At 67.8% G+C, this 21,549-nt stretch carries 21 protein-coding genes and 1 tRNA gene; 12 read left to right on the top strand and 10 right to left on the bottom strand.

From position 1 onward, the window contains the following. Window positions 1-52 precede the first annotated feature (52 nt). The 7 genes from ACZ5Z2_RS06625 to asnS all read right to left on the bottom strand — a co-directional run bounded on the left by ACZ5Z2_RS06625 (window position 53) and on the right by asnS (window position 6,146). Window positions 53-484 (bottom strand): RidA family protein, encoded by a 432-nt coding sequence (locus tag ACZ5Z2_RS06625; RefSeq protein ID WP_464761162.1) that lies wholly within the window; start codon window positions 482-484, stop codon window positions 53-55. Continuing rightward, complete coding sequence (gene can / locus ACZ5Z2_RS06630; RefSeq protein WP_464761163.1) at window positions 481-1,143, bottom strand: carbonate dehydratase; 663 nt, start codon at window positions 1,141-1,143, stop codon at window positions 481-483. Before can ends, ACZ5Z2_RS06625 begins: the two co-directional genes overlap by 4 nt. 9 nt (window positions 1,144-1,152) lie before the next feature. Further along, window positions 1,153-2,619, bottom strand: coding sequence for an aldehyde dehydrogenase (locus ACZ5Z2_RS06635; protein WP_464761164.1), 1,467 nt, complete (start codon window positions 2,617-2,619; stop codon window positions 1,153-1,155). Window positions 2,620-2,699: 80 nt separating this feature from the next. After that, window positions 2,700-3,488: an SDR family oxidoreductase gene (locus ACZ5Z2_RS06640; RefSeq protein WP_464761165.1), complete on the bottom strand. Its 789-nt coding sequence runs from the start codon at window positions 3,486-3,488 to the stop codon at window positions 2,700-2,702. Further along, window positions 3,479-3,838 (bottom strand): hypothetical protein, encoded by a 360-nt coding sequence (locus ACZ5Z2_RS06645; RefSeq protein ID WP_464761166.1) that lies wholly within the window; start codon window positions 3,836-3,838, stop codon window positions 3,479-3,481. Before ACZ5Z2_RS06645 ends, ACZ5Z2_RS06640 begins: the two co-directional genes overlap by 10 nt. A gap of 2 nt (window positions 3,839-3,840) precedes the next feature. Next, window positions 3,841-4,728, bottom strand: coding sequence for a MalM family protein (locus ACZ5Z2_RS06650; RefSeq protein WP_464761674.1), 888 nt, complete (start codon window positions 4,726-4,728; stop codon window positions 3,841-3,843). Between the two features lie 2 nt (window positions 4,729-4,730). Beyond that, window positions 4,731-6,146: an asparagine--tRNA ligase gene (gene asnS / locus ACZ5Z2_RS06655; RefSeq protein ID WP_464761167.1), complete on the bottom strand. Its 1,416-nt coding sequence runs from the start codon at window positions 6,144-6,146 to the stop codon at window positions 4,731-4,733. 162 nt (window positions 6,147-6,308) lie between these two features. On the opposite strand from asnS, the gene ACZ5Z2_RS06660 reads away from it, so the two are divergent. The 7 genes from ACZ5Z2_RS06660 (at window position 6,309) to radA (ending at window position 12,425) form a co-directional block, all read left to right on the top strand. Then, a complete protein-coding gene (locus ACZ5Z2_RS06660; protein WP_464761168.1) occupies window positions 6,309-6,635 on the top strand; it encodes a HesB/IscA family protein in 327 nt (108 codons plus the stop codon). A gap of 224 nt (window positions 6,636-6,859) precedes the next feature. Continuing rightward, window positions 6,860-7,264: a 30S ribosomal protein S6 gene (rpsF, locus tag ACZ5Z2_RS06665; RefSeq protein ID WP_464761169.1), complete on the top strand. Its 405-nt coding sequence runs from the start codon at window positions 6,860-6,862 to the stop codon at window positions 7,262-7,264. A 14-nt stretch (window positions 7,265-7,278) separates the two neighbouring features. Next, on the top strand, window positions 7,279-7,509 hold the full coding sequence (gene rpsR, locus ACZ5Z2_RS06670; protein ID WP_008213232.1) for a 30S ribosomal protein S18: 231 nt from the start codon (window positions 7,279-7,281) through the stop codon (window positions 7,507-7,509). Window positions 7,510-7,731: 222 nt separating this feature from the next. Beyond that, entirely contained in the window at window positions 7,732-8,184 is a 453-nt protein-coding gene (gene rplI / locus ACZ5Z2_RS06675) for a 50S ribosomal protein L9 (protein ID WP_464761170.1), read from the top strand. Window positions 8,185-8,413: 229 nt separating this feature from the next. Beyond that, entirely contained in the window at window positions 8,414-9,808 is a 1,395-nt protein-coding gene (locus ACZ5Z2_RS06680; protein WP_464761171.1) for a replicative DNA helicase, read from the top strand. A 13-nt stretch (window positions 9,809-9,821) separates the two neighbouring features. Then, a complete protein-coding gene (alr, locus tag ACZ5Z2_RS06685; RefSeq protein ID WP_464761172.1) occupies window positions 9,822-10,910 on the top strand; it encodes an alanine racemase in 1,089 nt (362 codons plus the stop codon). A 138-nt stretch (window positions 10,911-11,048) separates the two neighbouring features. Continuing rightward, window positions 11,049-12,425, top strand: a complete 1,377-nt coding sequence (radA, locus tag ACZ5Z2_RS06690) for a DNA repair protein RadA (protein ID WP_464761173.1) — start codon at window positions 11,049-11,051, stop codon at window positions 12,423-12,425. A 289-nt stretch (window positions 12,426-12,714) separates the two neighbouring features. Here radA and rpsT read toward each other — a convergent pair whose 3' ends face one another. Continuing rightward, a complete protein-coding gene (gene rpsT / locus ACZ5Z2_RS06695) occupies window positions 12,715-12,978 on the bottom strand; it encodes a 30S ribosomal protein S20 (protein ID WP_077483432.1) in 264 nt (87 codons plus the stop codon). 196 nt (window positions 12,979-13,174) lie between these two features. On the opposite strand from rpsT, the gene murJ reads away from it, so the two are divergent. From murJ to ispH, 5 genes are all read left to right on the top strand, one after another. Further along, entirely contained in the window at window positions 13,175-14,782 is a 1,608-nt protein-coding gene (murJ, locus tag ACZ5Z2_RS06700; protein ID WP_464761174.1) for a murein biosynthesis integral membrane protein MurJ, read from the top strand. A gap of 23 nt (window positions 14,783-14,805) precedes the next feature. Further along, complete coding sequence (locus tag ACZ5Z2_RS06705) at window positions 14,806-15,759, top strand: bifunctional riboflavin kinase/FAD synthetase (protein WP_464761175.1); 954 nt, start codon at window positions 14,806-14,808, stop codon at window positions 15,757-15,759. Window positions 15,760-15,942: 183 nt separating this feature from the next. After that, window positions 15,943-18,903, top strand: a complete 2,961-nt coding sequence (locus ACZ5Z2_RS06710; RefSeq protein WP_464761176.1) for an isoleucine--tRNA ligase — start codon at window positions 15,943-15,945, stop codon at window positions 18,901-18,903. Between the two features lie 158 nt (window positions 18,904-19,061). Then, window positions 19,062-19,562, top strand: a complete 501-nt coding sequence (gene lspA / locus ACZ5Z2_RS06715; RefSeq protein ID WP_464761177.1) for a signal peptidase II — start codon at window positions 19,062-19,064, stop codon at window positions 19,560-19,562. A 28-nt stretch (window positions 19,563-19,590) separates the two neighbouring features. Next, entirely contained in the window at window positions 19,591-20,550 is a 960-nt protein-coding gene (ispH, locus tag ACZ5Z2_RS06720) for a 4-hydroxy-3-methylbut-2-enyl diphosphate reductase (protein WP_464761178.1), read from the top strand. Window positions 20,551-20,772: 222 nt separating this feature from the next. Here ispH and ACZ5Z2_RS06725 read toward each other — a convergent pair whose 3' ends face one another. Together ACZ5Z2_RS06725 and ACZ5Z2_RS06730 are read right to left on the bottom strand one after the other, a co-directional pair. After that, window positions 20,773-21,306, bottom strand: coding sequence for a hypothetical protein (locus ACZ5Z2_RS06725; protein ID WP_464761179.1), 534 nt, complete (start codon window positions 21,304-21,306; stop codon window positions 20,773-20,775). Between the two features lie 154 nt (window positions 21,307-21,460). Next, window positions 21,461-21,536: transfer RNA gene (locus ACZ5Z2_RS06730), tRNA-Thr, on the bottom strand. Window positions 21,537-21,549 lie beyond the last annotated feature (13 nt).

The following is a 21,549-nucleotide window of genomic DNA, read 5'->3' on the forward strand; positions in this document are numbered from 1 at the left end:
CGCCGGTTTCCGGCGGGTTTTTTTTTGATGGCCACCGGCTCGAACTGTGCGATCAGGGGCGATCGCCGAGGCCCGGCGCTGCTACGCATTTCAGCTCGATGGCGATGGGCGTGGGCAGCGCGGTGATGCCCAGCGTGGTGCGGCAGGCGTCCACGCCGGCGAAATGTTCGGCGTAGAGGCGGTTGTACGCGGCGAAGTCGCGCGCCATGTCGGTGAGGAAGACGGTGACGTCGACCAAGTCCTCCCAGCGTGCGCCGCTGGCTTCCAGCACCGCGCGCACGTTGGCGAACACCTGCCGGCATTGCGCCTCGATGTCGTAGGCGACGAGCTTGCCGTCGGCATCGTGCACGTTGCCGGGAATGGCGTTCGTGCCCGGCTGGCGCGGCCCCACGCCGGACAGGAACAGCAGGTTGCCCACGCGCCGCGCGTGCGGGTAGGCGCCCACCGGTGCCGGCGCCGCGTCGGTGCGCACGACGTCGCTCACTGCGCGTTCCAGCGTTCGGCGAGCGTGGCCAGCACGCCTTCGTAGGCGGCAGCCAGCTGCTCGTGGCCGCGCACGTCCAGGCCGAGGTCGGTGATGTGGCCGTCGTCCAGGCCGTAGATCCACGCGTGCACGGCCAGCGGCTGGCCGCGTTCCCAGGCCTCGCGCACCACCGTGGTGTGGCACACGTTCACCGCCTGCTCGAGCGCGTTCAGTTCGCACAGGCGCGCGTGGCGCACCGCGAATGCCACGGCCGGGTCGAGCCTGTCGGGGTGCTTGAGCGCGACGTCGCCGATATGGCGCAGCCAGTTGTCGATCAGGCCCAGCCGCGACTGCTTCAGCACCGCGCCCACGCCGCCGCAGCCGTAGTGGCCGACCACCAGGATGTGCTTCACCTTGAGCACGTCCACCGCGAACTGGATGGTGCTGAGCGCGTTGAGGTCGGTGTGCACCACGACGTTGGCCACGTTGCGGTGGACGAAGATCTCGCCCGGCGGCAGGTCGACGATCTGGGTGGCCGGCACGCGCGAGTCGGAGCAGCCGATCCACAGGTACTTCGGCGACTGCTGGCTCGCGAGCTTCTCGAAGAAGTCCGGTTCCTTGGCGGTGGTTTCGGCGGCCCAGCGCCGGTTGTTGGCCAACAGGTCTTTGATCGAGTTCATCGGTGCCCTTCAGTAGCGGATGCAGACGTTCTTGGGTTCGGTGAAGAAGCGCAGCGCTTCGTTGCCGCCTTCGCGGCCCAGGCCCGAGTGCTTCACGCCACCGAACGGCGTGCGCAGGTCGCGCAGCATCCAGCAGTTGATCCACACGATGCCGAATTCCAGTTGCGCGGCGAGCCGGTGCGCGCGGTTCAGGTCGCGCGTCCACAGCGAGGCGGCGAGGCCGTAGCCGGTGCCGTTGGCGATGGCCAGGGCTTCCGCTTCGTCCTCGAACGGGATCAGCGTCACCACCGGGCCGAAGATTTCGTGCTGGTTGGTGGCGGCTTCGTTCGGCAATCCCTCGATCACCGTGGGCGCCACGAACCAGCCGCTCGCGCAGCGGCCGGGCACGGCGACGGCCTCGCCGCCGACCGGCACGCGACCGCCTTCGGCGCGCGCCTGCGCGATGCAGGCCATCACCTTGTCGAAATGCGGCTTGGACACCAGCGCGCCGAGGTCGCTGGCGTCGTCGTCCGGATCGCCCACGCGCAGTCTGCGCACGCACTCCAGGTAGCGCTCGCGGAAGCTGTCGTAGATCGAGCGCTGCACCAGCAGGCGCGAGCCGCACAGGCAGATCTCGCCCTGGTTGGCGAAACCCGAGCGCACGATGGCGTCGAGGTTGGCGTCGGAGAGATCGGCGTCGGCGAACACGATGGCCGGGTTCTTGCCGCCCAGCTCCAGCGACACCTTCTTGAACTGCGCGGCGGCCACCGCGGCGATGTGCGCGCCGGTGGCGGTGCTGCCGGTGAAAGAAACCGCCTTGACCGCCGGATGTTCAACGATGGCCTGGCCCACCGTGGGGCCGCGGCCCTGCACGATGTTGAGCACGCCGGGCGGAAAGCCGGCCTCGATGCTCAACTCGCCCAGCAGGGCGGCGGTGCAGGGCGTGACTTCCGAGGGTTTGGCTACCACGGCGTTGCCCACGGCCAGCGCGGGTGCGATCTTCCAGGTGAACAGGTACAGCGGCAGGTTCCATGGGCTGATGCAGCCCACCACGCCCAGTGGCTGGCGCAGCGTGTAGTTGATCGCGCCCTGGTTCGATGGGCCCAGCGCCATCGCGTGCGACTCGCTCCCCCAGGTTTCCGCTGCGGCCGCGAAGAAGCGCAGGTTGCTCACCGCGCGCGGGATGTCCACGCTGCGCGCGAGCTTCACCGGCTTGCCGCTGTCGCGTGATTCCAGCGCGGCGAACTCGTCCAGCCGCGCCTCGACCAGGTCGGCGAGGCGATGCAGCAGTCGCGCGCGCTGCGCCGTCGGCGTGGCGGCCCAGCCCGGCGCGGCGCGTTGCGCGGCCGCGACCGCGGCGGCGACATCGCTGGCGTCGGCATCGGGGCAATGGGCGAAGATTTCGCCGGTGGCAGGCTCGAACACGTCGAGCCAGCGGTCGGCCTGGGGCGGCGCGAGGCGACCGTCGATCAGGTTGGCGAGGCGCATGGAAGGCATCCCTGCAAGCTTACGCTGCGCGGCCGGCGATTGCACCGGACGCCTGCGTACGCGGGCGATGCGATTCGCCTTGCCCGGACTTACAGCGAACGCAGGCGGCCGCCATCCACCGGCAGGCTGACACCGGTGATGTAGCCCGCGGCGGGGGAGGCGAGGAAGGCCACCGCGGCGGCGATTTCCGCCGGCTCCGCAAAGCGGCGCATCGGCACCTCGGCTTCCATCGCCTGCTGCACTTCGGCCGGCGGCTTGCCGCTTTTCTGCGCGCGTGCGGCGACGATCTGCTCGATGCGCGGCGTGCGGGTGGCGCCGGGCAGCACGTTGTTGACGGTGATGCCGAACGGCGCGAGTTCGCCGGCCAGGGTCTTGGCCCAGTTCGCCACCGCGCCGCGCGTGGTATTGGAGACGCCGATGCCCGGAATCGGCTCGCGCACCGAGGTGGAGATCACGTTGACGATGCGGCCCCAGCCGACCGCGCGCATGCCCGGCACCACGGCCTGCGCCAGCGTGTGGTTGGCCAGCAGGTGCTGCCGCCACGCGGCGAGGAAATCCTCCGGCGCGGCGTCGAGCACTCCGCCGGGCGGTGGCCCGCCGCTGTTGTTGACGAGGATGTGCACGGGCGCGGCGGCGACCAGCGAGTCGGCGCGCGCGCGCAGCGCGGCGGTGTCGCCCACGTCGGCGACCACGAAATCGTGGCGCTGGCCCGCATGCGTGCGTGGAAGTTCGGCAGCGAGGCTTTCCAGCGCCTCGGCGCGACGTGCCAGCAGGGTGACGTCGGCGCCGAGCAGCGCCAGTTCGATCGCGCTGGCGCGGCCGATACCTTGCGAGGCGCCACAGACCAGGGCGTGGCGGCCATCGAGGTTCAGTTGCATGGTCGAGCTCCCGTGGTGTCGATCAACCCCAGCGCAGGCGCATCGCCAGCGCTGCCAGCCAGCACAGCCAGCCAGCACAGCCAGCCCAGCCACTGGCTGTAGCGCCAGATGCCGCGCCAGCGGTTGATGTCGCGGTCGTCCAGCAGGGCCAGCGCGGGCGAGCGCAGCACGTATTGCATGCGCATCCAGGTGCGCAGCGGGCCGATCCTGCCCTTGGTCGACTCGGCGACCACCTGCCAGTGCTGCGGATGGCGTTGGCGCATGAAGGCGGCGACGCGGAACGGCGCCACGTAGGACAGCATGAACAGGACGACGCCGGCGACCAGCAGGCCGAGATAGAGAGCCAGCACGCTCAGCTTCCTTTGGCGCCGTCGGCGGCGGGGCCGGGAGCCGTGTTCGAGCCCGTGCCGTTGTTGCCGTTACCCGTGCCGCCGTCCGGACTGCCGGTGCCGCCGTTCCACGGCAGGGCGGTGCGCAAGGTGTTCAGCACGCCGTCGCCCTGCTGCGGTTTCTTGCAGATCGCGTTGTCCACGGCCTTGGCGTAGGTGGCGTCCATCATGCCCACCCAGATGGTGCCGTCGGGGCCGTGCTGCACGCTGAAGCTGCCGCTGGAGTTCATGTCCAGCGTGGCCTGGGTGGAGAACGCCGTGGGCGACTGTTCCCAGTAGGTCTTGCCGTTCTGCTGGCTGGCCGAGCTGTAGACCAGCAGGTAGCGCGCCTGCTTGCTGTCGACGGTGTAGCTGCCGAACGCGCCGGAGGTGGCGTCGCTCCAGCCCATGTGTTCGCACAGCGAGATGTCGTCGGAAGCTATCGGCTGGAAGCCGCTGTCCAGCACCACCACGGTGGGGGCGAACAGGTAGCTGGACTTCAGCCAGCGGCCGTTCAACTCGGACTTGAACGCGATGCGGTAGGGCTGCTTGGCGTCGTCCGGAAGGCGGAACGCGAGGAAATAGCTGTGCGTGCCGTTGATGTTCGCCACGCTGCTGCCGCCGCCCAGCGTGTAGGGCCGCGGCTGCCACGGCAGCAGGCTCTGGTAGGAGAGGTCGGCGAAGCTGGTGCAGCAGGGCGTGGCGTCGAGCAGGCGCTGCTGCGCCTCCTTGAGCGGGTCGCTGGTGTTTTCCGGCGGGCGCAGGTTCGGTGGCACCAGGCTCGTCGGCACCAGGTTCTTCACGGTGTGGCAGCCGGCCAGCAGCGCGCCGGCGGCGAAGATCGGGGCGAGTGCGGTGAACCGGCGTTTCATCATCAGAATTCGGCTGTCCCTGCGGCGCGCGGGTAGGGGATGGCGTCGCGGATGTTGGAGAGACCGCACACATAGACCAGCAGGCGCTCGAAACCGAGGCCGAAGCCCGCGTGCGGCACGGTGCCGTAACGGCGGAGGTCACGGTACCAGCCATAAGTGGCAGGATCGAGTCCGAATTTGGCCATCCGGGCGTCCAAATGATCCAGGCGTTCCTCGCGCTGGGCGCCGCCGATGATCTCGCCGATGCCGGGCGCCAGCACGTCCATCGCGGCCACGGTCTTTTCGTCGTCGTTGAGGCGCATGTAGAAGGCCTTGATCGCCTCGGGGTAGTTCATTACGACCACGGGGCGGCCGATATGTTTCTCGGCGAGGTAGCGCTCGTGCTCGGTCTGCAGGTCGATGCCCCAGGCCACCGGGTATTCGAACTTCTGCCCGGATTTCTTGAGGATCTCCACGGCCTCGGTGTAGTCGATGCGCTCGAACGGCTGGGCGATGAAGTTCTCCAGCCGGGTGACGGCCTCCGGCAATACGCGCTCGGCGAAGAACGCCATGTCGTCCGCACGCTCCTCCAGCACGGCCGTGAAGATGGCCTTGAGGAAACCCTCCGCGCAGTCCGCGTTGTCGTTGAGGTCGGCGAAGGCGATCTCCGGCTCCACCATCCAGAATTCGGCGAGGTGGCGCGGCGTGTTGGAGTTCTCGGCGCGGAAGGTGGGGCCGAAGGTGTAGACCTTGCTCATCGCAAGGCAGTACGCCTCCACGTTGAGTTGGCCGGACACGGTGAGGAAGGCCTCGCGGCCGAAGAAATCCTTGCGGAAATCGACCTTGCCGTCCGGCGTGCGCGGCAGGTTGGCCAGATCCAGGGTGGACAGGCGGAACATGTCGCCGGCGCCTTCGGCGTCCGAGGTGGTGATGATCGGCGTGTTGATCCAGAAGAAGCCTTGCTCGGTGAGCCAGCGGTGGATCGCCGTCATCATGGTGTGGCGCACGCGGGTCACGGCGCCGAACAGGTTGGTGCGCGGGCGCAGGTGCGCCACTTCGCGCAGGAACTCCATGGTGTGCGGCTTGGGCTGGATCGGGTAGGTCAGCGGGTCGTCCACGAAGCCGGTGACTTCCACTTTGTCGGCCTGGATCTCGAAGCGCTGGCCCTTGCCCTGCGACGGCACCAGCGTGCCGGTGACGATCAGGCCCGCACCGGTGGTGAGGTGCTTCACCTCGCTTTCGTAGTTGGCCAGTTTGTCGGTGACCACCGCCTGGATCGGGTCGAAGCAGGAGCCGTCGGTGACGTTGACGAAGGACAGGCCGCCCTTGGCATCGCGGATCGTGCGCACCCAGCCGCGTACCGTGACGACCTGGCCGGCTTCGATGGCACCGGAAAGAGCCTGTTTCACGCTCGATAGGATCGGGCTGACCGCCGTCATGGATCGGAACTCCTGTTGAAATGCGCCGCGACGGGCGCATCTATAGGGGGAACGCGCGCCCTACGGAGCGCGTGGACAAACCCGCATGATAATCTAGGCCTTGCACGTGCCGCGACCGGAAAGGCATGCGCCTTGCCACGTTTCCCAAGATTGCCCGCAGCCATGACCATCACGATTACCCCCGCCGCCAACGAACGCATGCGCCGTTTCCTCGCGCAGTCGCCGGATGCTGCCGGCGTGCGCTTCGGCGTGAAGCGCACCGGCTGCTCGGGTTTCGGCTACGTGGTGGATCTGGCCCAGTCGGTGGGCGAGGGCGACCAGTTGGTCAGCATCGACGGCGTGCCGCTGGTGGTGGACGACAAGAGCCTGCCGCTGGTGGACGGCACCGTGATCGACTTCCAGAAACAGGGCCTCAACGCCAGCTTCGTGTTCCACAACCCCAACGCCACAGGCGAGTGCGGTTGCGGCGAGAGCTTCACGGTAGGGTGATCGGAGCGGGCGGTACGGATGCGCTCGTCCATGAGCGCGAAAGTCGAACGGGCGGCAATCCTTGGCCGCGCCTTCAAGATTCAATCACTTGCGCCGTGTCCCGCGCTCCGCTTACAATTCCGCTTCTGTCCGCTCTGAAAGGGGCGTGACGGACACTTGCCTCACCGCATCCGGCGGGAGGCTGCGAGGCCATTCCGGCCGCATCCACAAGGAGTCGAACCACGATGTCCCTGCGACATTACGAAGTCGTGTTTCTGGTCCACCCTGACCAGAGCGAGCAAGTCCCCGCCATGATCGAGCGCTACAAGTCGCTGATCGAGGCCGACGGCGGCAAGATCCACCGCCTGGAAGACTGGGGCCGCCGCCAGCTGGCCTACCCGATCGTCAACCTGGCCAAGGCGCACTACGTGCTGCTGAACATCGAAGTCGGCCAGAACGCGCTGAACGAGCTGGAGTCGGGCTTCCGCTTCAACGACGCCGTGCTGCGCCACCTCGTCATCAAGCGCGATGGCGCCGACACCGAGCAGTCCTTCATCCTGAAGAGCAAGGAAAAGGACGATGCCCGTTCGTCGCGCCGCCGCGACGACGAGGGTGACGGTCGCGACAACGACAGCGACAGCGAAGACTGAGAGGAATCACGACCATGTCCAAGTTTTTCCGCCGCCGCAAGTTCTGCCGCTTCACCGCGGAGAAGGTGAAGGAGATCGACTACAAGGATCTCAACACCCTGCGCCAGTACATCACCGAGAACGGCAAGATCGTGCCGAGCCGCATCACCGGCACCAAGGCGCGCTACCAGCGCCAGCTGGCGACCGCGATCAAGCGCGCGCGCTTCCTCTCGCTGCTGCCGTACACCGACAATCACGACGTTTGATGCGTGTTCCCTTCTCCCCGTCGGGGAGAAGGTGCCCGCAGGGCGGATGAGGGGCGGGTGCTCGCGATGACGCTGGTCGAAGTCCGCTTCGAAGCAGTTTCTCGCAAGACCGGCCCCTCACCCCAGCCCTCTCCCCGATGGGGAGAGGGGGCTAAGATCAATCATTCGGACACCCGTCCACGGCTGCGCCGGCCATCCCGGCGCTAACGAAAAGGAATACCCATGGAACTCATTCTTCTGCAGAAAGTGCGCAACCTCGGCGACCTTGGGGACAAGGTCAGCGTGAAGCCGGGCTACGGCCGCAACTTCCTGATCCCGCAGGGCAAGGCCGTGCGCGTGAACGCCGCCAACCTGGCCGCGTTCGAGCAGCGTCGCGCCGAGTACGAGGCCAAGGCCAAGAACGCGCTGAGCGAGGCCGAGGCCCGCAAGGCCAAGCTGGCCGACGTGTCGGTGACGATCGAGGCGCACGCCAGCCCCGAAGGCAAGCTGTACGGCTCGGTGGGCCCGCGCGACATCGCCGAGGCCTTGCAGGCCATCGGCCACGACATCCACAAGGGTGAAGTGATCCTGGGCGAAGGCCCGCTGCGCAACGTGGGCGAGTTCGAGGTGGCCATCCACCTGCACGCCGACGTGCAGACCAGCGTCAAGGTGATCGTGGTCGGCGAGAAGAAGTAAGCCGCCACCGCACGTCCCGCGAACGGGCGCCCTCGGGCGCCCGTTTGTTTTGGATGGCCCGAAATGCGGGGTGGAGAGGTGCGCTGCCTTATCCCCAACTTTCCCCAGCTTTTCCACAGGTTTCCATCTCGACCCGTGAGACGCCGCCGCGCATCATGTGGGTCTTGTCCGTCGCCGTGCGTCGGCGCCTGCCGCAGCGGTGGCCGGCTCGTCTTTCCGAGGTAACCCGATGTCCTTCGTGCCCGAACGCAAGCCTTCGTCGCCGGCCATCGAGGCGTTGCGCGTGCCGCCGCATTCCATCGACGCCGAGCAGGCGGTGCTGGGCGGCCTGATGCTGGCGCCCGACGCGCTGGACAAGGTGGCCGACAAGCTGGGCGAGGACGACTTCTACCGCCGCGACCACCGCCTGATCTGGCGCGCCATCACCGAGCTGTCGAACAAGGGCATGCCCTGCGACGCGGTGACCCTGGGCGACTGGTTCGAAGGCAACGGCCTGGCCGAGATGGTCGGCGGCGCGAGTTACCTGATCGAGTTGGCCAACAGCACGCCCAGTGCCGCGAACATCGCCGCCTACGCGGAGATCGTGCGCGAGAAGTCGGTGCTGCGCCAGCTGATCGACGCCGGCACCTCGATCACCGAGGACGGCTACCGCCCCGAAGGCAAGAGCGTGCAGGAGGTGCTGGAAAGCGCCGAGCAGGCGGTGTTCAAGATCGCCGAATCCGGCGCGCGCGGCAAGAAGGATTCCGTCTCCATGCGCGAGGCGGTGAAGGACGCGTTCCGCCTGCTCACCGAGCGCTACGAGAACCGCGGCCAGCTCACCGGCATCACCAGCGGCTTCAGCGACCTCGACAACCTCACCTCGGGCCTGCAGCCCTCCGACCTCATCATCGTGGCCGCGCGCCCCTCGATGGGCAAGACGGCGTTCGCGCTGAACATCGCCGAGAGCGCCGCGCTGCGCGCGAAGAAGGCGGTGGCGGTGTTCTCGATGGAAATGTCCGCCTCGCAGCTGGCGTTCCGCCTGATCTCCTCGGTGGGCCGCATCCACCAGCAGGCGCTGCGCAACGGCGACCTCAACGAGGAGGACTGGCCGCGCGTCTCCAACGCCATTGCCATCCTCTCGGAGGCGAAGATCTTCATCGACGACACGCCGGGCATGTCACCGGTGGAAATGCGCTCGCGCGCGCGCCGCCTGCACCGCGAGCACGGCGGCCTGGGCCTGATCGTGATCGATTACCTGCAGCTGATGCAGGTGCCCGGAAACAAGGAGAACCGCGCCACCGAGATTTCAGAAATCTCGCGTTCACTGAAGGGGCTCGCCAAGGAACTCAACGTGCCCGTGATCGCCCTCTCGCAGTTGAACCGCTCGCTGGAACAGCGCGCCGACAAGCGTCCGATGATGTCCGACCTGCGCGAGTCGGGCGCCATCGAGCAGGACGCCGACGTGATCATGTTCATCTACCGCGACGAGTACTACAACAAGGAATCGCCGGACAAGGGCCTGGCCGAGATCATCATCGGCAAGCAGCGCAACGGCCCCACCGACACGGTGAAGCTGACCTTCCTCGGCCACTACACCAAGTTCGAGAACTACGCCGCGGACTCGTTCGTGGGCGGGTTCGAGTGATCGCGCGCCACGCATGAGCCGCACCACCGTCGCCACCATCCACCTCGGCGCCCTGCGCCACAACCTCGCCCGCATCAAGGCGATGGCCGCGCCGGCCAGGGTGATGGCGGTGGTCAAGGCCGATGCCTACGGCCACGGCCTGGAGCGCGTGGCGCGCGCGCTGGACGCCGAGGCCGAATGCTTCGCGGTGGCCGCGCTGGGCGACGGCCTGCGCCTGCGCGCGGCAGGGCACCGCCAGCGCATCGTGGTGCTGTCCGGCCCCGACCAGGCCGGCGACATCGCCGAGATGCAGCGGCTGGGACTGGACGCGGCGATCCACCACGAGGCGCAGCTGGCGTGGCTGTCCGAGGCCAGCGCCACGCGTGGCCGCCTGCGCGTGTGGCTGAAGATCGACAGCGGCATGCATCGGCTGGGCTTCGCGCCGGAGCGCGTGGCGGAGGTGCATGCGCGGCTTGCCGCAATGCCAGGTGTCGATCCCGAAATCGGCCTGCTCACGCACTTCGCCGAATCCGAAGTGTTCGACGGCGATGCCACGCGCGCGCAGATCGCGCGTTTCAACGAAGTCACCCGGGGCCTGTACGGGCCGCGCTCGTTGTCCAACTCGGCCGCCGTGCTGGGCTGGCCCGAGGCACGCGCCGACTGGGTGCGCACCGGCGGACTGCTGTACGGCCTGTCGGTGGTGGACGGCAAGAGCGGCATGGATTTCGGTTTCCGTCCCGCGATGACGCTGTCCACGCGGCTGATCGCGATCAACTGGACGGCCAAGGGCGAGCGCATCGGCTACAACGGCACGTGGACTTGCCCCGAAGACATGCCAGTGGGCGTGGCTGCCATCGGCTATGGCGACGGCTACCCGCGCAGCGCAGTCAGCGGCACGCCGGTGCGGATGGGCGAAACGCGCGTGCCGCTGATCGGCCGCGTCTCGATGGATCTGGTCACGCTCGATCTGCGCGAGGCGCCGCAGGCGAAGGTGGGCGACCGCGTCACCCTGTGGGGCGACGGCCTGCCGGCGGAAACCGTGGCGGCGCACGCCGGCACGATCAGCTACGACCTCACCTGCGGCATGACGCGTCGTGTGCTGTTCGTCGAGGACGAGGGCTGACGCTTCGCATTGGCGTTGCCGTCTCGTCGCTTGCGATGGGCGCCGGTTACCCTTGGTCGCATGACTTTGCACTCGTCCTTGAGCGCAAAGGTCAAAAAGCGGCTATCCATAGCCGCACTATTCACCAGGAACCTCAGCATGGCCAAGGCCAAGACCGCCTATGTCTGCACCGATTGCGGCGCCGAGCATCCCAAGTGGCAGGGCTCGTGCGTGGAGTGCGGCGCGTGGAATACGCTGTCCGAGATCGTGCTGCAGCCGGCGGTGAAGTCGGCAGGTGCCGCGCGCGGCGGCTATGCGGGCAAGGCGGCGGGCGCATCGAAGGTGATGCCGCTCACCGAAGTCGCCGTGACCGCCGAAGCGCGCACGCTCACCGGCATAGGCGAGCTGGATCGCGTGCTGGGCGGCGGCCTGGTCGAAGGTTCGGTGGTGCTGGTGGGCGGCGATCCCGGCATCGGCAAGTCCACCCTGCTGCTGCAGATGCTGGGCACGCTGGGCGCGCAGTTGCCCAGCGTCTACGTCACCGGCGAGGAGTCGCTGGCGCAGGTGGCCGCACGCGCGCAGCGTCTCGGCCTGCCGCTGGAACCGCTGCAGGCGTTGGCCGAGACCTGCATCGAGCGCATCCTCGAACAGGCCGCGGTAGCGAAGCCGCGCGTGCTGGTGATCGACTCGATCCAGACGATCTGGACGGAACTGCTCACCGCTGCGCCGGGTTCGGTGTCGCAGGTGCGCGAGTCGGCCGCGCGGCTCACGCGCTTCGCCAAGGAAACCGGCACCAGCGTGTTCCTGGTCGGCCACGTCACCAAGGAGGGCGGCATCGCCGGCCCGCGCGTGCTGGAGCACATGGTGGACGCGGTGCTGTACTTCGAGGGCGAATCCGGCAGCCGCTTCCGCGTGCTGCGCGCGTTCAAGAACCGCTTCGGCGCGGTCAACGAGCTGGGCGTGTTCGCGATGGGCGACAAGGGCTTGCGCGAGGTGCCCAACCCCTCTGCGATCTTTCTCTCCGCGCACGCCGGCCCCACGCCGGGCAGTGCGGTGATGGTGACCCGCGAGGGTACCCGGCCGCTGCTGGTCGAGGTGCAGGCGCTGGTGGATCAATCCTCGCTGGGCAATCCGCGTCGCGTGGCATTGGGCCTGGAGCAGAACCGCCTGGCGATGCTGCTGGCGGTGCTGCACCGGCACGGCGGCGTGGCCGCCTACGACCAGGACGTGTTCATCAACGTGGTGGGCGGCATCCGCGTGCAGGAGACGGCGGCCGACCTGCCGGCGCTGCTGGCGGTGCTGTCCTCGCTGCGCGACCGGCCCTTGCCGGAGAAGACCATCGCGTTCGGCGAAGTGGGCCTGTCCGGCGAGATCCGCCCGGTGCCGAACGGCGAGGAGCGCCTGAAGGAGGCCGCGCACCACGGCTTCCGCCGAGCCATCGTGCCCAAGGCGAACGCGCCGAAGTCCGGTCGCGTGGGCGAGCTGGAAGTGGTGGGCGTGGAGCGGCTGGCGCAGGCGATCGACGCCTGCCGCTGAGCGCCTTGCGTCTCGCCCAATGGGTGTCGACGCGTCGATAGACCACCACCGTTCGCCCTGAGCGCAGGCCCAAAGGGCCGATGCGGAGAGCGGCCATGGATGGCCGTGCTTTGAGGAGCGAGGAAGTCGAAGGGTGATCGCCGCTTCGACTTCACTTGCTACCGCAAGCTACGCCCAGCGTGAACGGAGTTTTTTACCCTGGCTTGACGTTAATCGAGCGCGTGCAGAGTGAGGACACGCAAAAAAGCCGGCCAAGGCCGGCTTTTTCGTGACGCGCGATGGAACGGGCTTACGCCAGTTCGCGGATCTTCGCGTTCAGGCGGCTCTTGTGGCGGGCGGCCTTGTTCTTGTGGATCAGGCCACGCGAGGCGTAGCGATCCATCACCGGCTGGGCGGCGGCAAAGGCTTCGACGGCGGCTGCCTTGTCCTTGGCCTCGATGGCCTTGACGACCTTCTTCAGCGCGGTGCGCACCATGGAACGGGCGCTGATGTTGCGCAGGCGGCGCTGCTCGGACTGGCGCGCACGCTTCTTCGCGGACTTGATGTTGGCCAAGGTAAAACTCCCGAATCGCGGGTTGCAGGTTGGAGAAAGACGCGAATTATGCGGTCGATTCGCCCGTGCGTCAAGCATTTAGGCGGCGGCGAACGAGGCCTTGCCCGCATTCGGCCATGATCCGGCGGTGATCTTGCCTGCGCCGGCTGGCAGACTGTGCGCCCGTTGCCCGCCCGATCCAGGAAATCCCATCGGCATGAAGTCCCCCAGCATGTTCCGCGGGCTGCTCTCGTTCAGCAGCATGACGATGGTGTCGCGCGTGCTCGGCCTGGCCAGGGACGTGGCGATGAGCCACGTGTTCGGCGCCTCGGCCGCCACCGACGCCTTCGTCATCGCGTTCCGCATCCCCAACTTCATGCGCCGGCTGTTCGCCGAGGGCTCGTTCTCCACCGCCTTCGTGCCGGTGTTCACCGAGATCAAGGAAACCCGCAGCCACGCCGAGCTGAAGGAGCTGACCGCGCGCGTGGCCGGCACCCTCGGCGGCGTGCTGCTGCTGGTGACGGCGCTGGGCATGCTGTTCTCGCCGCAGCTGGCCATGGTGTTCGCGCCCGGTGCGGTGCACGAGCCGCAGAAGTTCGCGATGATCGTGGGCCTGCTGCGGCTGACCTTCCCGTACCTGCTGTTCGTCTCGCTGACCGCCCTGGCGGGCGGTGCACTGAACAGTTTCCATCGCTTCGGCCTGCCGGCGATGACGCCGGTGATCCTCAACGTGTGCATGATCGCGGGCGCGTTGTGGCTGGCGCCGCGGCTCGCGGTGCCGATCATGTCGCTGGGCTGGGCGGTGCTGGTGGCGGGCGTGCTGCAACTGCTGTTCCTGCTGCCGGCGGTGCGCGGGCTGGATCTGCTGACGCTGCCGCGCTGGGGCTGGCGGCACCCGGCAGTGCGACGGATCATGAAGCTGATGGTGCCGACCCTGTTCGGCGCCTCGGTGGGACAGCTCAACCTGTTGCTGGACACCATCCTGATCACCCTGCTGGTGACTGGCTCGCAGACTTGGATGTACCAGTCCACCCGTTTCCTGGAGCTGCCGCTGGGCGTGTTCGGCGTGGCGTTGGGCACGGTGATCCTCCCGGCGCTGTCGCGCCATCACGTGGGCACCGATCGCATCGGCTTCTCGAAGGCGCTGGATTGGGGCGTGCGCACCACGCTGCTGATCGCGGTGCCGGCGATGTGCGCGCTGCTGCTGCTGGCCGAACCGCTGGTCAGCTCGTTCTTCCAGAACGGCCAGTACACCGTGTTCGACACCCGCATGACCACGCTGTCGACCATGGCCTTGAGCTGCGGCGTGCCTGCCTATGCGCTGGTGAAGGTGTTGCTGCCAGCGTTCTATTCGCGCCAGGACACCCGCACGCCGGTGCGCGCGGCGGTGGTGTCGCTGATCAGCAACATGGTGTTCAACGTGCTGCTGGTGGCCCTGCTGTACCTGCTATGGGCCACGCCGGCGCAGCGCCAGGCCGGTTGGTTGCAGGGCATTGCCGCCATTCCCGGGCTGCACGTGGGGCTGGCGGTGGCGAGCGTGCTGTCCAACTACCTGCAGTTCGCCCAGCTCTGGTACTGGCTGAAGCGTGCCGGCGTGTACGACCCGCAGCCGGGCTGGCTGCGCCACTGGCTGCGGCTGGCGTTCGCCTGCGCCGCGATGGTGCTGGTGCTGCTGGCCGGGCGCTGGCTGTGGCCGCACTGGACGGTGGTGCCGGTGCACACGCGCCTCTGGCACCTGGCGGTGCTGGTGGTGGCCGGGGCGGCGGCCTATGCAGGCGGCTTGTTCGCCACGGGCTTTCGCTTGCGCGATCTGCGTGGAAGTTGATGCCGGCCCGATATACTGGTGCGATGACGAAACTTTCCCGCGATATCGCAGGCCCCTGCCTGGCGCCCAACGGCAGCGTGGTGGCCGTCGGCGCGTTCGACGGCCTGCACCGGGGCCACCAGGCCTTGTTCGCGCAAGTGCAGCGCCGCGCGCGATCCCTGGACTGCGCATCGGCGGTGGTGACGTTCGAGCCGCTGCCGCGGACTTATTTCTCCCCCGAGCCGTTGCCCCGCCTTTCCAGCGTGCGCGAGAAGCTGCTCGGTTTTGCGGCTGCGGATTTCGGGCGTGTGCACATGCTGCGCTTCAATGCCGGGCTGGCAGCGATGTCCGCCCGGGACTTCGTGCAGCGCATCCTGGTCGAGCGCCTGGCCGCGAAGGAAGTATGGGTGGGCGCGGACTTCCGCTTCGGACACAGGCGCGAAGGCGATGTGGCCTTGCTGCGCGAGCTGGGCGAAAAGGCCGGTTTCGCCGGCTGCGTGATGCCGTCGATCCTGCTGGATGGCGCCCGCGTCTCCGCCAGCCGCGTGCGCCAGTTGCTGGGGGCAGGCGAGTTCGCCGGCGCCGCCGTGCTGCTCGGTCGCCCGTTCGTGATCGAAGGCAAGGTGGAATACGGCAACCAGCTCGGCCGCACGCTGGGTTTCCCAACCGCCAACATCCACCTGCGCGAGCGGGTCAGCCCGGTGCAGGGCATCTTCGCGGTGCGCGTGGGCCTGGGCGAGAGCGAGTGCAGCTGGCCGGGCGTGGCCAGCCTGGGCGTGCGGCCTACGGTGAACCAGGTCAGCGAGCCGCTGCTGGAGGTGCACCTGTTCGATTTCGAGGGCGATCTCTATGGCCAGCGCATGGCGGTGGAGTTCGTCGCCAAGCTGCGCGACGAGCAGAAATTCGACGGGCTGGATGCACTCAAGGCGCAGATGGATCATGATGCGCGTTCGGCCCGGGAAATCCTGGGCATGAATCCGGTACTGGCCCGCGCATGAGCAACCGCGACAAGTCCAACCCGAAATACGCCACCCGCGCGCGCGCCGGCGCCGTCGCGGCGATCATTATTATTTGAAGACATCCGCCCGCAGCGCGTGCGCCTGCCGCCGCGCGCGGTGGGCGGTACAACAGCGCTCCGGGCCGGGCGGCTTCGGGGCGGGACTGAAGAGGCACCCGAAGCGATGAGCACCGATTACAAGAGCACCATCAACCTGCCGCAGACGGATTTCCCGATGCGCGGCGACCTGCCCAGGCGCGAGCCGGGCTGGCTGGCCGAGTGGGAGCAGGTCGGGCGCTACGCGCAGATCCAGGCGAAGACCGCCGGCCGCGACAAGGCCTTCGTGCTGCACGACGGCCCGCCCTATGCGAACGGCGCGATCCATATCGGCCACGCGGTCAACAAGATCCTCAAGGACATGGTGGTGCGCTCCAAGCTGCTGGCCGGCCATCGCGCGCCCTATGTGCCGGGCTGGGACTGCCACGGCCTGCCGATCGAGATCGCGGTGGAGAAGCAGCACGGCAAGCCGGGCGAGAAGCTCGACGCGCGCGCGTTCCGCCAGAAGTGCCGCGAATACGCCGCCGAGCAGATCGACACCCAGCGCGCCGGCTTCAAGCGCCTGGGCGTGCTGGGCGACTGGGAGAACCCGTACCGCACGATGGACTTCAAGTACGAGGCCGACATGGTGCGCGCGCTGTCGCGCATCGTCGCCAACGGCCACGTGGTGCGCGGCGCCAAGCCGGTGTACTGGTGCTTCGACTGCGGCTCGGCGCTGGCCGAGGCCGAGATCGAATACGGCGACAAGGTCTCGCCGGCGGTGGATGTGGCCTATGACGCGGTGGACGCCAAGGCGTTGGCCGCCAAGTTCGGCGTGGATGCGGGCGACGCCATCGTGGCCGTGCCGATCTGGACCACCACGCCGTGGACGCTGCCGGAAAGCCAGGCGGTGTCGCTGGGTGCGGAACTGGAATACGCGCTGGTCGAAGGCCCGGCGCGCAACGGCAAGCGCGTGCTGCTGGTAATTGCTGCGGCGCTGGTCGACAAGGCGCTCGCCCGCTATTTCCCTCTCCCTCCGGGAGAGGGTGCCCGCAGGGCGGGAGAGGGTACGGGCGGAGCGCACTCTTCCGGCTCCGCCGAATCCTCACCCCCGACCCCTCTCCCGCAGGGAGAGGGGAGGGTTCTGGGGCATGCTGTCGGCACCGCGCTCAACGGCACGAAGCTGCGCCACCCGTTCTACGACCGCGTCGTGCCGGTGATCCTCGGCGAGCACGTCAGCGCCGAGGACGGCACCGGCGCGGTGCACACCTCGCCCGACCACGGCGTGGAGGATTTCGTGGTTGGCCGCGAGAATGGCATCGGCCTGCTCAACTACATCGGCGCGCGCGGCACCTACCGCGACGACACGCCCAAGGCCGGCGACCTCGACCTCGCCGGCATGCACGTGTGGAAGGCCAACGACGCCATCGTCGAACTGCTGCGCGCGCGCGGCGTGCTGCTGGCGCACGCGAAGATCGAGCACAGCTACCCGAACTGCTGGCGCCACAAGACGCCGGTGATCTTCCGCGCCACGCCGCAGTGGTTCATCGGCATGGAGCAGGCCGGCCTGCGCGCCACGGCGTTGAAGTCGATCAAGGACGTGCGCTGGGTGCCGGGCTGGGGCGAGGAGCGCATCGCCGGCATGGTGGCCGGCCGCCCGGACTGGTGCATCAGCCGCCAGCGCACCTGGGGCGTGCCGATCGCGCTGTTCGTGCACAAGGCGACGCAAGAGCCGCATCCCGATTCCGTGGCGCTGATGGAGCAGGTGGCCAAGCGCATGGAGCAGGGCGGCATCGACGCGTGGTACGACCTCGATCCCGCCGAGCTGCTGGGCGACCAGGCGAAGGACTACGACAAGGTCACCGACGTGCTGGACGTGTGGTTCGACTCCGGCGTCACCCACTTCGGCGTGATCGGCCAGCGTCCCGAGCTGCAGCAGGGTGATGCGCGCGAGTACAAGGTGATGTACCTCGAAGGCTCCGACCAGCACCGCGGCTGGTTCCAGTCCTCGCTGCTCACCTCGGCGGCGATCCATGGACGCGCGCCCTACGACGACGTGCTCACCCACGGTTTCACCGTGGACGCCTCGGGCCGCAAGATGTCCAAGTCGCTGGGCAACGTGGTCGCGCCGCAGAAGGTGATGGACACGCTGGGCGCCGACGTGCTGCGCCTGTGGGTGGCCTCGGCCGACTACCGCAACGAGATGAGCGTCTCCGACGAGATCCTCAAGCGCGTGTCGGACGGCTACCGCCGCCTGCGCAACACCGCGCGCTTCCTGCTCGGCAATCTCGACGGCTTCGATCCCGCGAAGCACCTGGTGAAGGTGGAAGACAGCCTGCCGCTCGACCAGTGGGCTGTGCAGCAGGCCTGCGACGTGCAGCAGGCGGTGGTCGCCGCCTACGAGCGCTACGACTTTCCCGAGGTGGTGGCGCGCGTGCAGAACTTCTGCACCAACGAGATGGGCGCGCTCTACCTCGACATCACCAAGGATCGCCTCTACACCATGCCCACCGACAGCCACGGCCGGCGCAGCGCGCAGAGCGCGATGTACCGCATCGCCGAGGCGCTGGTGCGCTGGCTGGCTCCGATCCTGAGCTTCACTACCGAGGAGATCTGGCAGGCGCTGCCCGGTCAGCGCGGCGAGAGCGTGCTGTTCGAAACCTGGTACGACGGCCTGGCCGCCACCCAGGCCTCGCCCGAGCAGCGCCGCTGGTGGAGCGACCTGCTGGCGATCCGCGACAGCGCCGCGCGCGTGCTCGAAGGCATGCGCAAGGCCGAGCGGATCGGTGCGGCGCTGGAAGCGAAGCTGGTGATCCACGCCGATGCCGACACGGTGGCGCGCTACGCGCCGGCGCTGGACGAACTGCGCTTCTTCTTCATCACCTCCGACGCGCAGCTCGCCACCGCCGAAACCCAGCCCGAAGGCGCGGAAGCCGTGGAACTGGATGGCGCCGGGGCATGGGTGTCGGCCAGCGTCAGCGAGGCGGCCAAGTGCGTGCGCTGCTGGCACCGCCGTGACGACGTGGGCAGCCATGCCAACCATCCGGAACTCTGCGGCCGTTGCGTGGACAATGTGGATGGGCCTGGCGAGATGCGGCGCTGGTTCTAGCCGTGCTTTTCTTCCTCTCCCCTCCGGGGAGAGGATCGAGGTGAGGGGCGGGTGCTAGCGAAAGCCTTTCCATCGAACTTTGCCGCAAGATTGACCCCTCACCCCAACCCTCTCCCCGGCGGGGAGAGGGAGACACTCCATCGAACCTTGATGTGCCCATGACCACCAAACCCAACGCACTCCCCTGGCTGCTGCTCTCCGCCCTCGTCATCGCCCTCGACCAGCTCAGCAAGTGGTGGGCGCTGGCCACGCTGCAACCGGAAGGCGTGCCGCATCCGGTGATCCCTGGCCTCCTCAACTGGACGCTGGCTTACAACACCGGCGCAGCCTTCAACTTTCTGGCCTGGGGCGATGGCTGGCAGCGCTGGGTCTTCGTGGTTTTGGCGCTGGTCATCAGCGCGGTGCTGGTGGCGTGGCTGACGCGCACCGCGCGCCGCGACTGGCGCACCGCGCTGCCGCTCGCACTCATCATAGGAGGCGCCATTGGCAACCTGATCGATCGTCTGCATGCGGCGGTGGTCACCGATTTCATCGACGTATATTTCAAACACTGGCATTACGCCACGTTCAACATCGCCGACTGCGGCATCACCGTGGGCGCCGTGCTGCTGGTGGCGTTCGGCCTGTTCGGCGGGAAGGGGCAGGGTGGCGTGCGATAATCGCCGCCTGACCTGTCGCGGTACGTTCATGGACATCCTGCTCGCCAATCCCCGCGGTTTCTGCGCCGGCGTCGACCGCGCCATCGCCATCGTCGAACGGGCGCTGGAGTCGTACGGCGCGCCGATCTACGTGCGCCACGAGGTGGTGCACAACCGCTACGTGGTGGACAAGCTGCGCCACGACGGTGCGGTGTTCGTGGAGGAACTGCACGAGGTGCCCGACGGCGCCACGGTGATCTTCAGCGCCCACGGCGTGTCGCAGGCGGTGCGCGAGGAGGCCGAGCAGCGCGACCTCAAGGTGTTCGACGCCACCTGTCCCTTGGTCACCAAGGTGCACATGGAAGTGGCGCGGCTGGGGCGCATCGGCCGCAGCGTGGTGCTGATCGGCCACGCCGGCCATCCCGAAGTGGAAGGCACGATGGGGCAGTGGAACGCCGCCAACAGCGGCGAGATCCTGCTGGTGGAATCGGTTGAGGACGTGGCTGCGCTGGCGCCGAAGTTCCCGCACCAGCTGTCTTACGTCACCCAGACCACGCTGTCGGTGGACGACACCAAGGCGATCATCGCCGCGTTGCGCGCGAAATTCCCCGACATCGAGGGGCCGCGCAAGGACGACATCTGCTACGCCACGCAGAACCGCCAGGACGCCGTGCGCCGGCTCGCCGACGCGGTGGATCTGATGCTGGTGGTCGGCTCGGTCAACAGCTCCAACTCGAACCGCCTGCGCGAGCTGGCCGAAAAGCAGGGCGTGCGCGCCTACCTGATCGACGGCGCCGAGCACATCGAGCGTGCGTGGCTGGACGGCGTGCAACGCATCGGCCTCACCGCCGGCGCCTCCGCCCCCGAGAAGCTGGTGCGCGACGTGATCGCCCGCCTGCAATCCTGGGGCGCTGGCGCGGTGCGTGAGCTGGATGGCGAACCGGAAACCATCACCTTCGCCCTGCCCAAGGAATTGCGCCTGTTCGCCGGCAGCCCCGCGGAGGGCTGATCTGATCGGCAGGACGACGAAAGACCCGCAGCGATGCGGGCCTTTTGCTTGTTCGATGGGGGAGACAGGAGTCGAACTGCGCTTGCCATGCGATCAGGCAGGCGCCGCTTGCCTCGACGCGGTGGATTGAGCAAACCCTGCAACTGCGTGCCTTGCCGAATCCCTGTGGCCGCAGGGATTCGCCGAAGGGCAGGCCAAAGCCTCATTTCGAGTGCCGGTGAGTCAGCCCGTCTCGAAGAGGGTCTGGAAGTCGCCGAGGTTCAGCAGGAAAGAAGACTTCGCGTTTCCCTGCGTATCGTCGCGCCGGTGGATATAGCCATGCTCGGGCGTGCCGCGTTCGATCAGCCTTGCGACGTCGGCGAACGGCAACCGGTAGATGCCCGCCAGATAGTCGACCCGGCCAAACTTCGATTCGGTCTGCATCCAATCCACCCAGAAGTAGATGTCTATTCCCGGGTAGAGCGACTTGTATCTCTCGTAATCCTTGCGGTTGAAGGTGACGGAGCGACGGGGATCCATTCCATAGCGACCCGAGACGAAGAAGGGAGTGTTCTGAACCTTCAGGTCGGCCAGTCGCCCGCCCACGACCAGATCCGGGGCATACGGATCGCTTTTCTTGGCCGGGTTGATCGCCGCAGCCAGGCCCAGCCTGGACTGGCAGATGTCCACGAACGCCAGCTCGAGCCGCACGCCGTGCTGGCACCACCAGCCCTTGTCCTCGGTGTTGTGCGAGACGCCATCGTTTCTTCCGCTCATCGTGCTTCCCTGACAAATCGGCGGCCCTCACTGTATTACGACTTCTGCAAGCGATGGCCAGAGAGGTGGTCGTTCGCGCCCGCGGGAAAGCGGCCTGGCGCCCGGCGACGGAAGCAAGAAGGGCAGCCTTTTGGGCTGCCCTTCTTGTCTCACTTGGTGCCGGAGATAGGAATCGAACCTACGACCCCATCATTACGAATGACGTGCTCTACCAACTGAGCTACTCCGGCGATGTTGAACGGT

The sequence above is a fragment of the Rhodanobacter sp. G1 genome, assembly GCF_055397855.1.

Coding starts and splice junctions, on each gene's coding strand:
- ACZ5Z2_RS06710 (WP_464761176.1), top strand. CDS start 15,943: ATGAGCACCGATTACAAGAGCACCATCAACCTGCCGCAGACGGATTTC.
- rplI (WP_464761170.1), top strand. CDS start 7,732: ATGGAACTCATTCTTCTGCAGAAAGTGCGCAACCTCGGCGACCTTGGG.
- can (WP_464761163.1), bottom strand. CDS start 1,143: ATGAACTCGATCAAAGACCTGTTGGCCAACAACCGGCGCTGGGCCGCC.
- lspA (WP_464761177.1), top strand. CDS start 19,062: ATGACCACCAAACCCAACGCACTCCCCTGGCTGCTGCTCTCCGCCCTC.
- ACZ5Z2_RS06660 (WP_464761168.1), top strand. CDS start 6,309: ATGACCATCACGATTACCCCCGCCGCCAACGAACGCATGCGCCGTTTC.
- ACZ5Z2_RS06705 (WP_464761175.1), top strand. CDS start 14,806: ATGACGAAACTTTCCCGCGATATCGCAGGCCCCTGCCTGGCGCCCAAC.
- ispH (WP_464761178.1), top strand. CDS start 19,591: ATGGACATCCTGCTCGCCAATCCCCGCGGTTTCTGCGCCGGCGTCGAC.
- asnS (WP_464761167.1), bottom strand. CDS start 6,146: ATGACGGCGGTCAGCCCGATCCTATCGAGCGTGAAACAGGCTCTTTCC.
- ACZ5Z2_RS06680 (WP_464761171.1), top strand. CDS start 8,414: ATGTCCTTCGTGCCCGAACGCAAGCCTTCGTCGCCGGCCATCGAGGCG.
- ACZ5Z2_RS06650 (WP_464761674.1), bottom strand. CDS start 4,728: ATGAAACGCCGGTTCACCGCACTCGCCCCGATCTTCGCCGCCGGCGCG.
- rpsF (WP_464761169.1), top strand. CDS start 6,860: ATGTCCCTGCGACATTACGAAGTCGTGTTTCTGGTCCACCCTGACCAG.
- rpsR (WP_008213232.1), top strand. CDS start 7,279: ATGTCCAAGTTTTTCCGCCGCCGCAAGTTCTGCCGCTTCACCGCGGAG.
- radA (WP_464761173.1), top strand. CDS start 11,049: ATGGCCAAGGCCAAGACCGCCTATGTCTGCACCGATTGCGGCGCCGAG.
- ACZ5Z2_RS06640 (WP_464761165.1), bottom strand. CDS start 3,488: ATGCAACTGAACCTCGATGGCCGCCACGCCCTGGTCTGTGGCGCCTCG.
- ACZ5Z2_RS06725 (WP_464761179.1), bottom strand. CDS start 21,306: ATGAGCGGAAGAAACGATGGCGTCTCGCACAACACCGAGGACAAGGGC.
- alr (WP_464761172.1), top strand. CDS start 9,822: ATGAGCCGCACCACCGTCGCCACCATCCACCTCGGCGCCCTGCGCCAC.
- ACZ5Z2_RS06635 (WP_464761164.1), bottom strand. CDS start 2,619: ATGCCTTCCATGCGCCTCGCCAACCTGATCGACGGTCGCCTCGCGCCG.
- murJ (WP_464761174.1), top strand. CDS start 13,175: ATGAAGTCCCCCAGCATGTTCCGCGGGCTGCTCTCGTTCAGCAGCATG.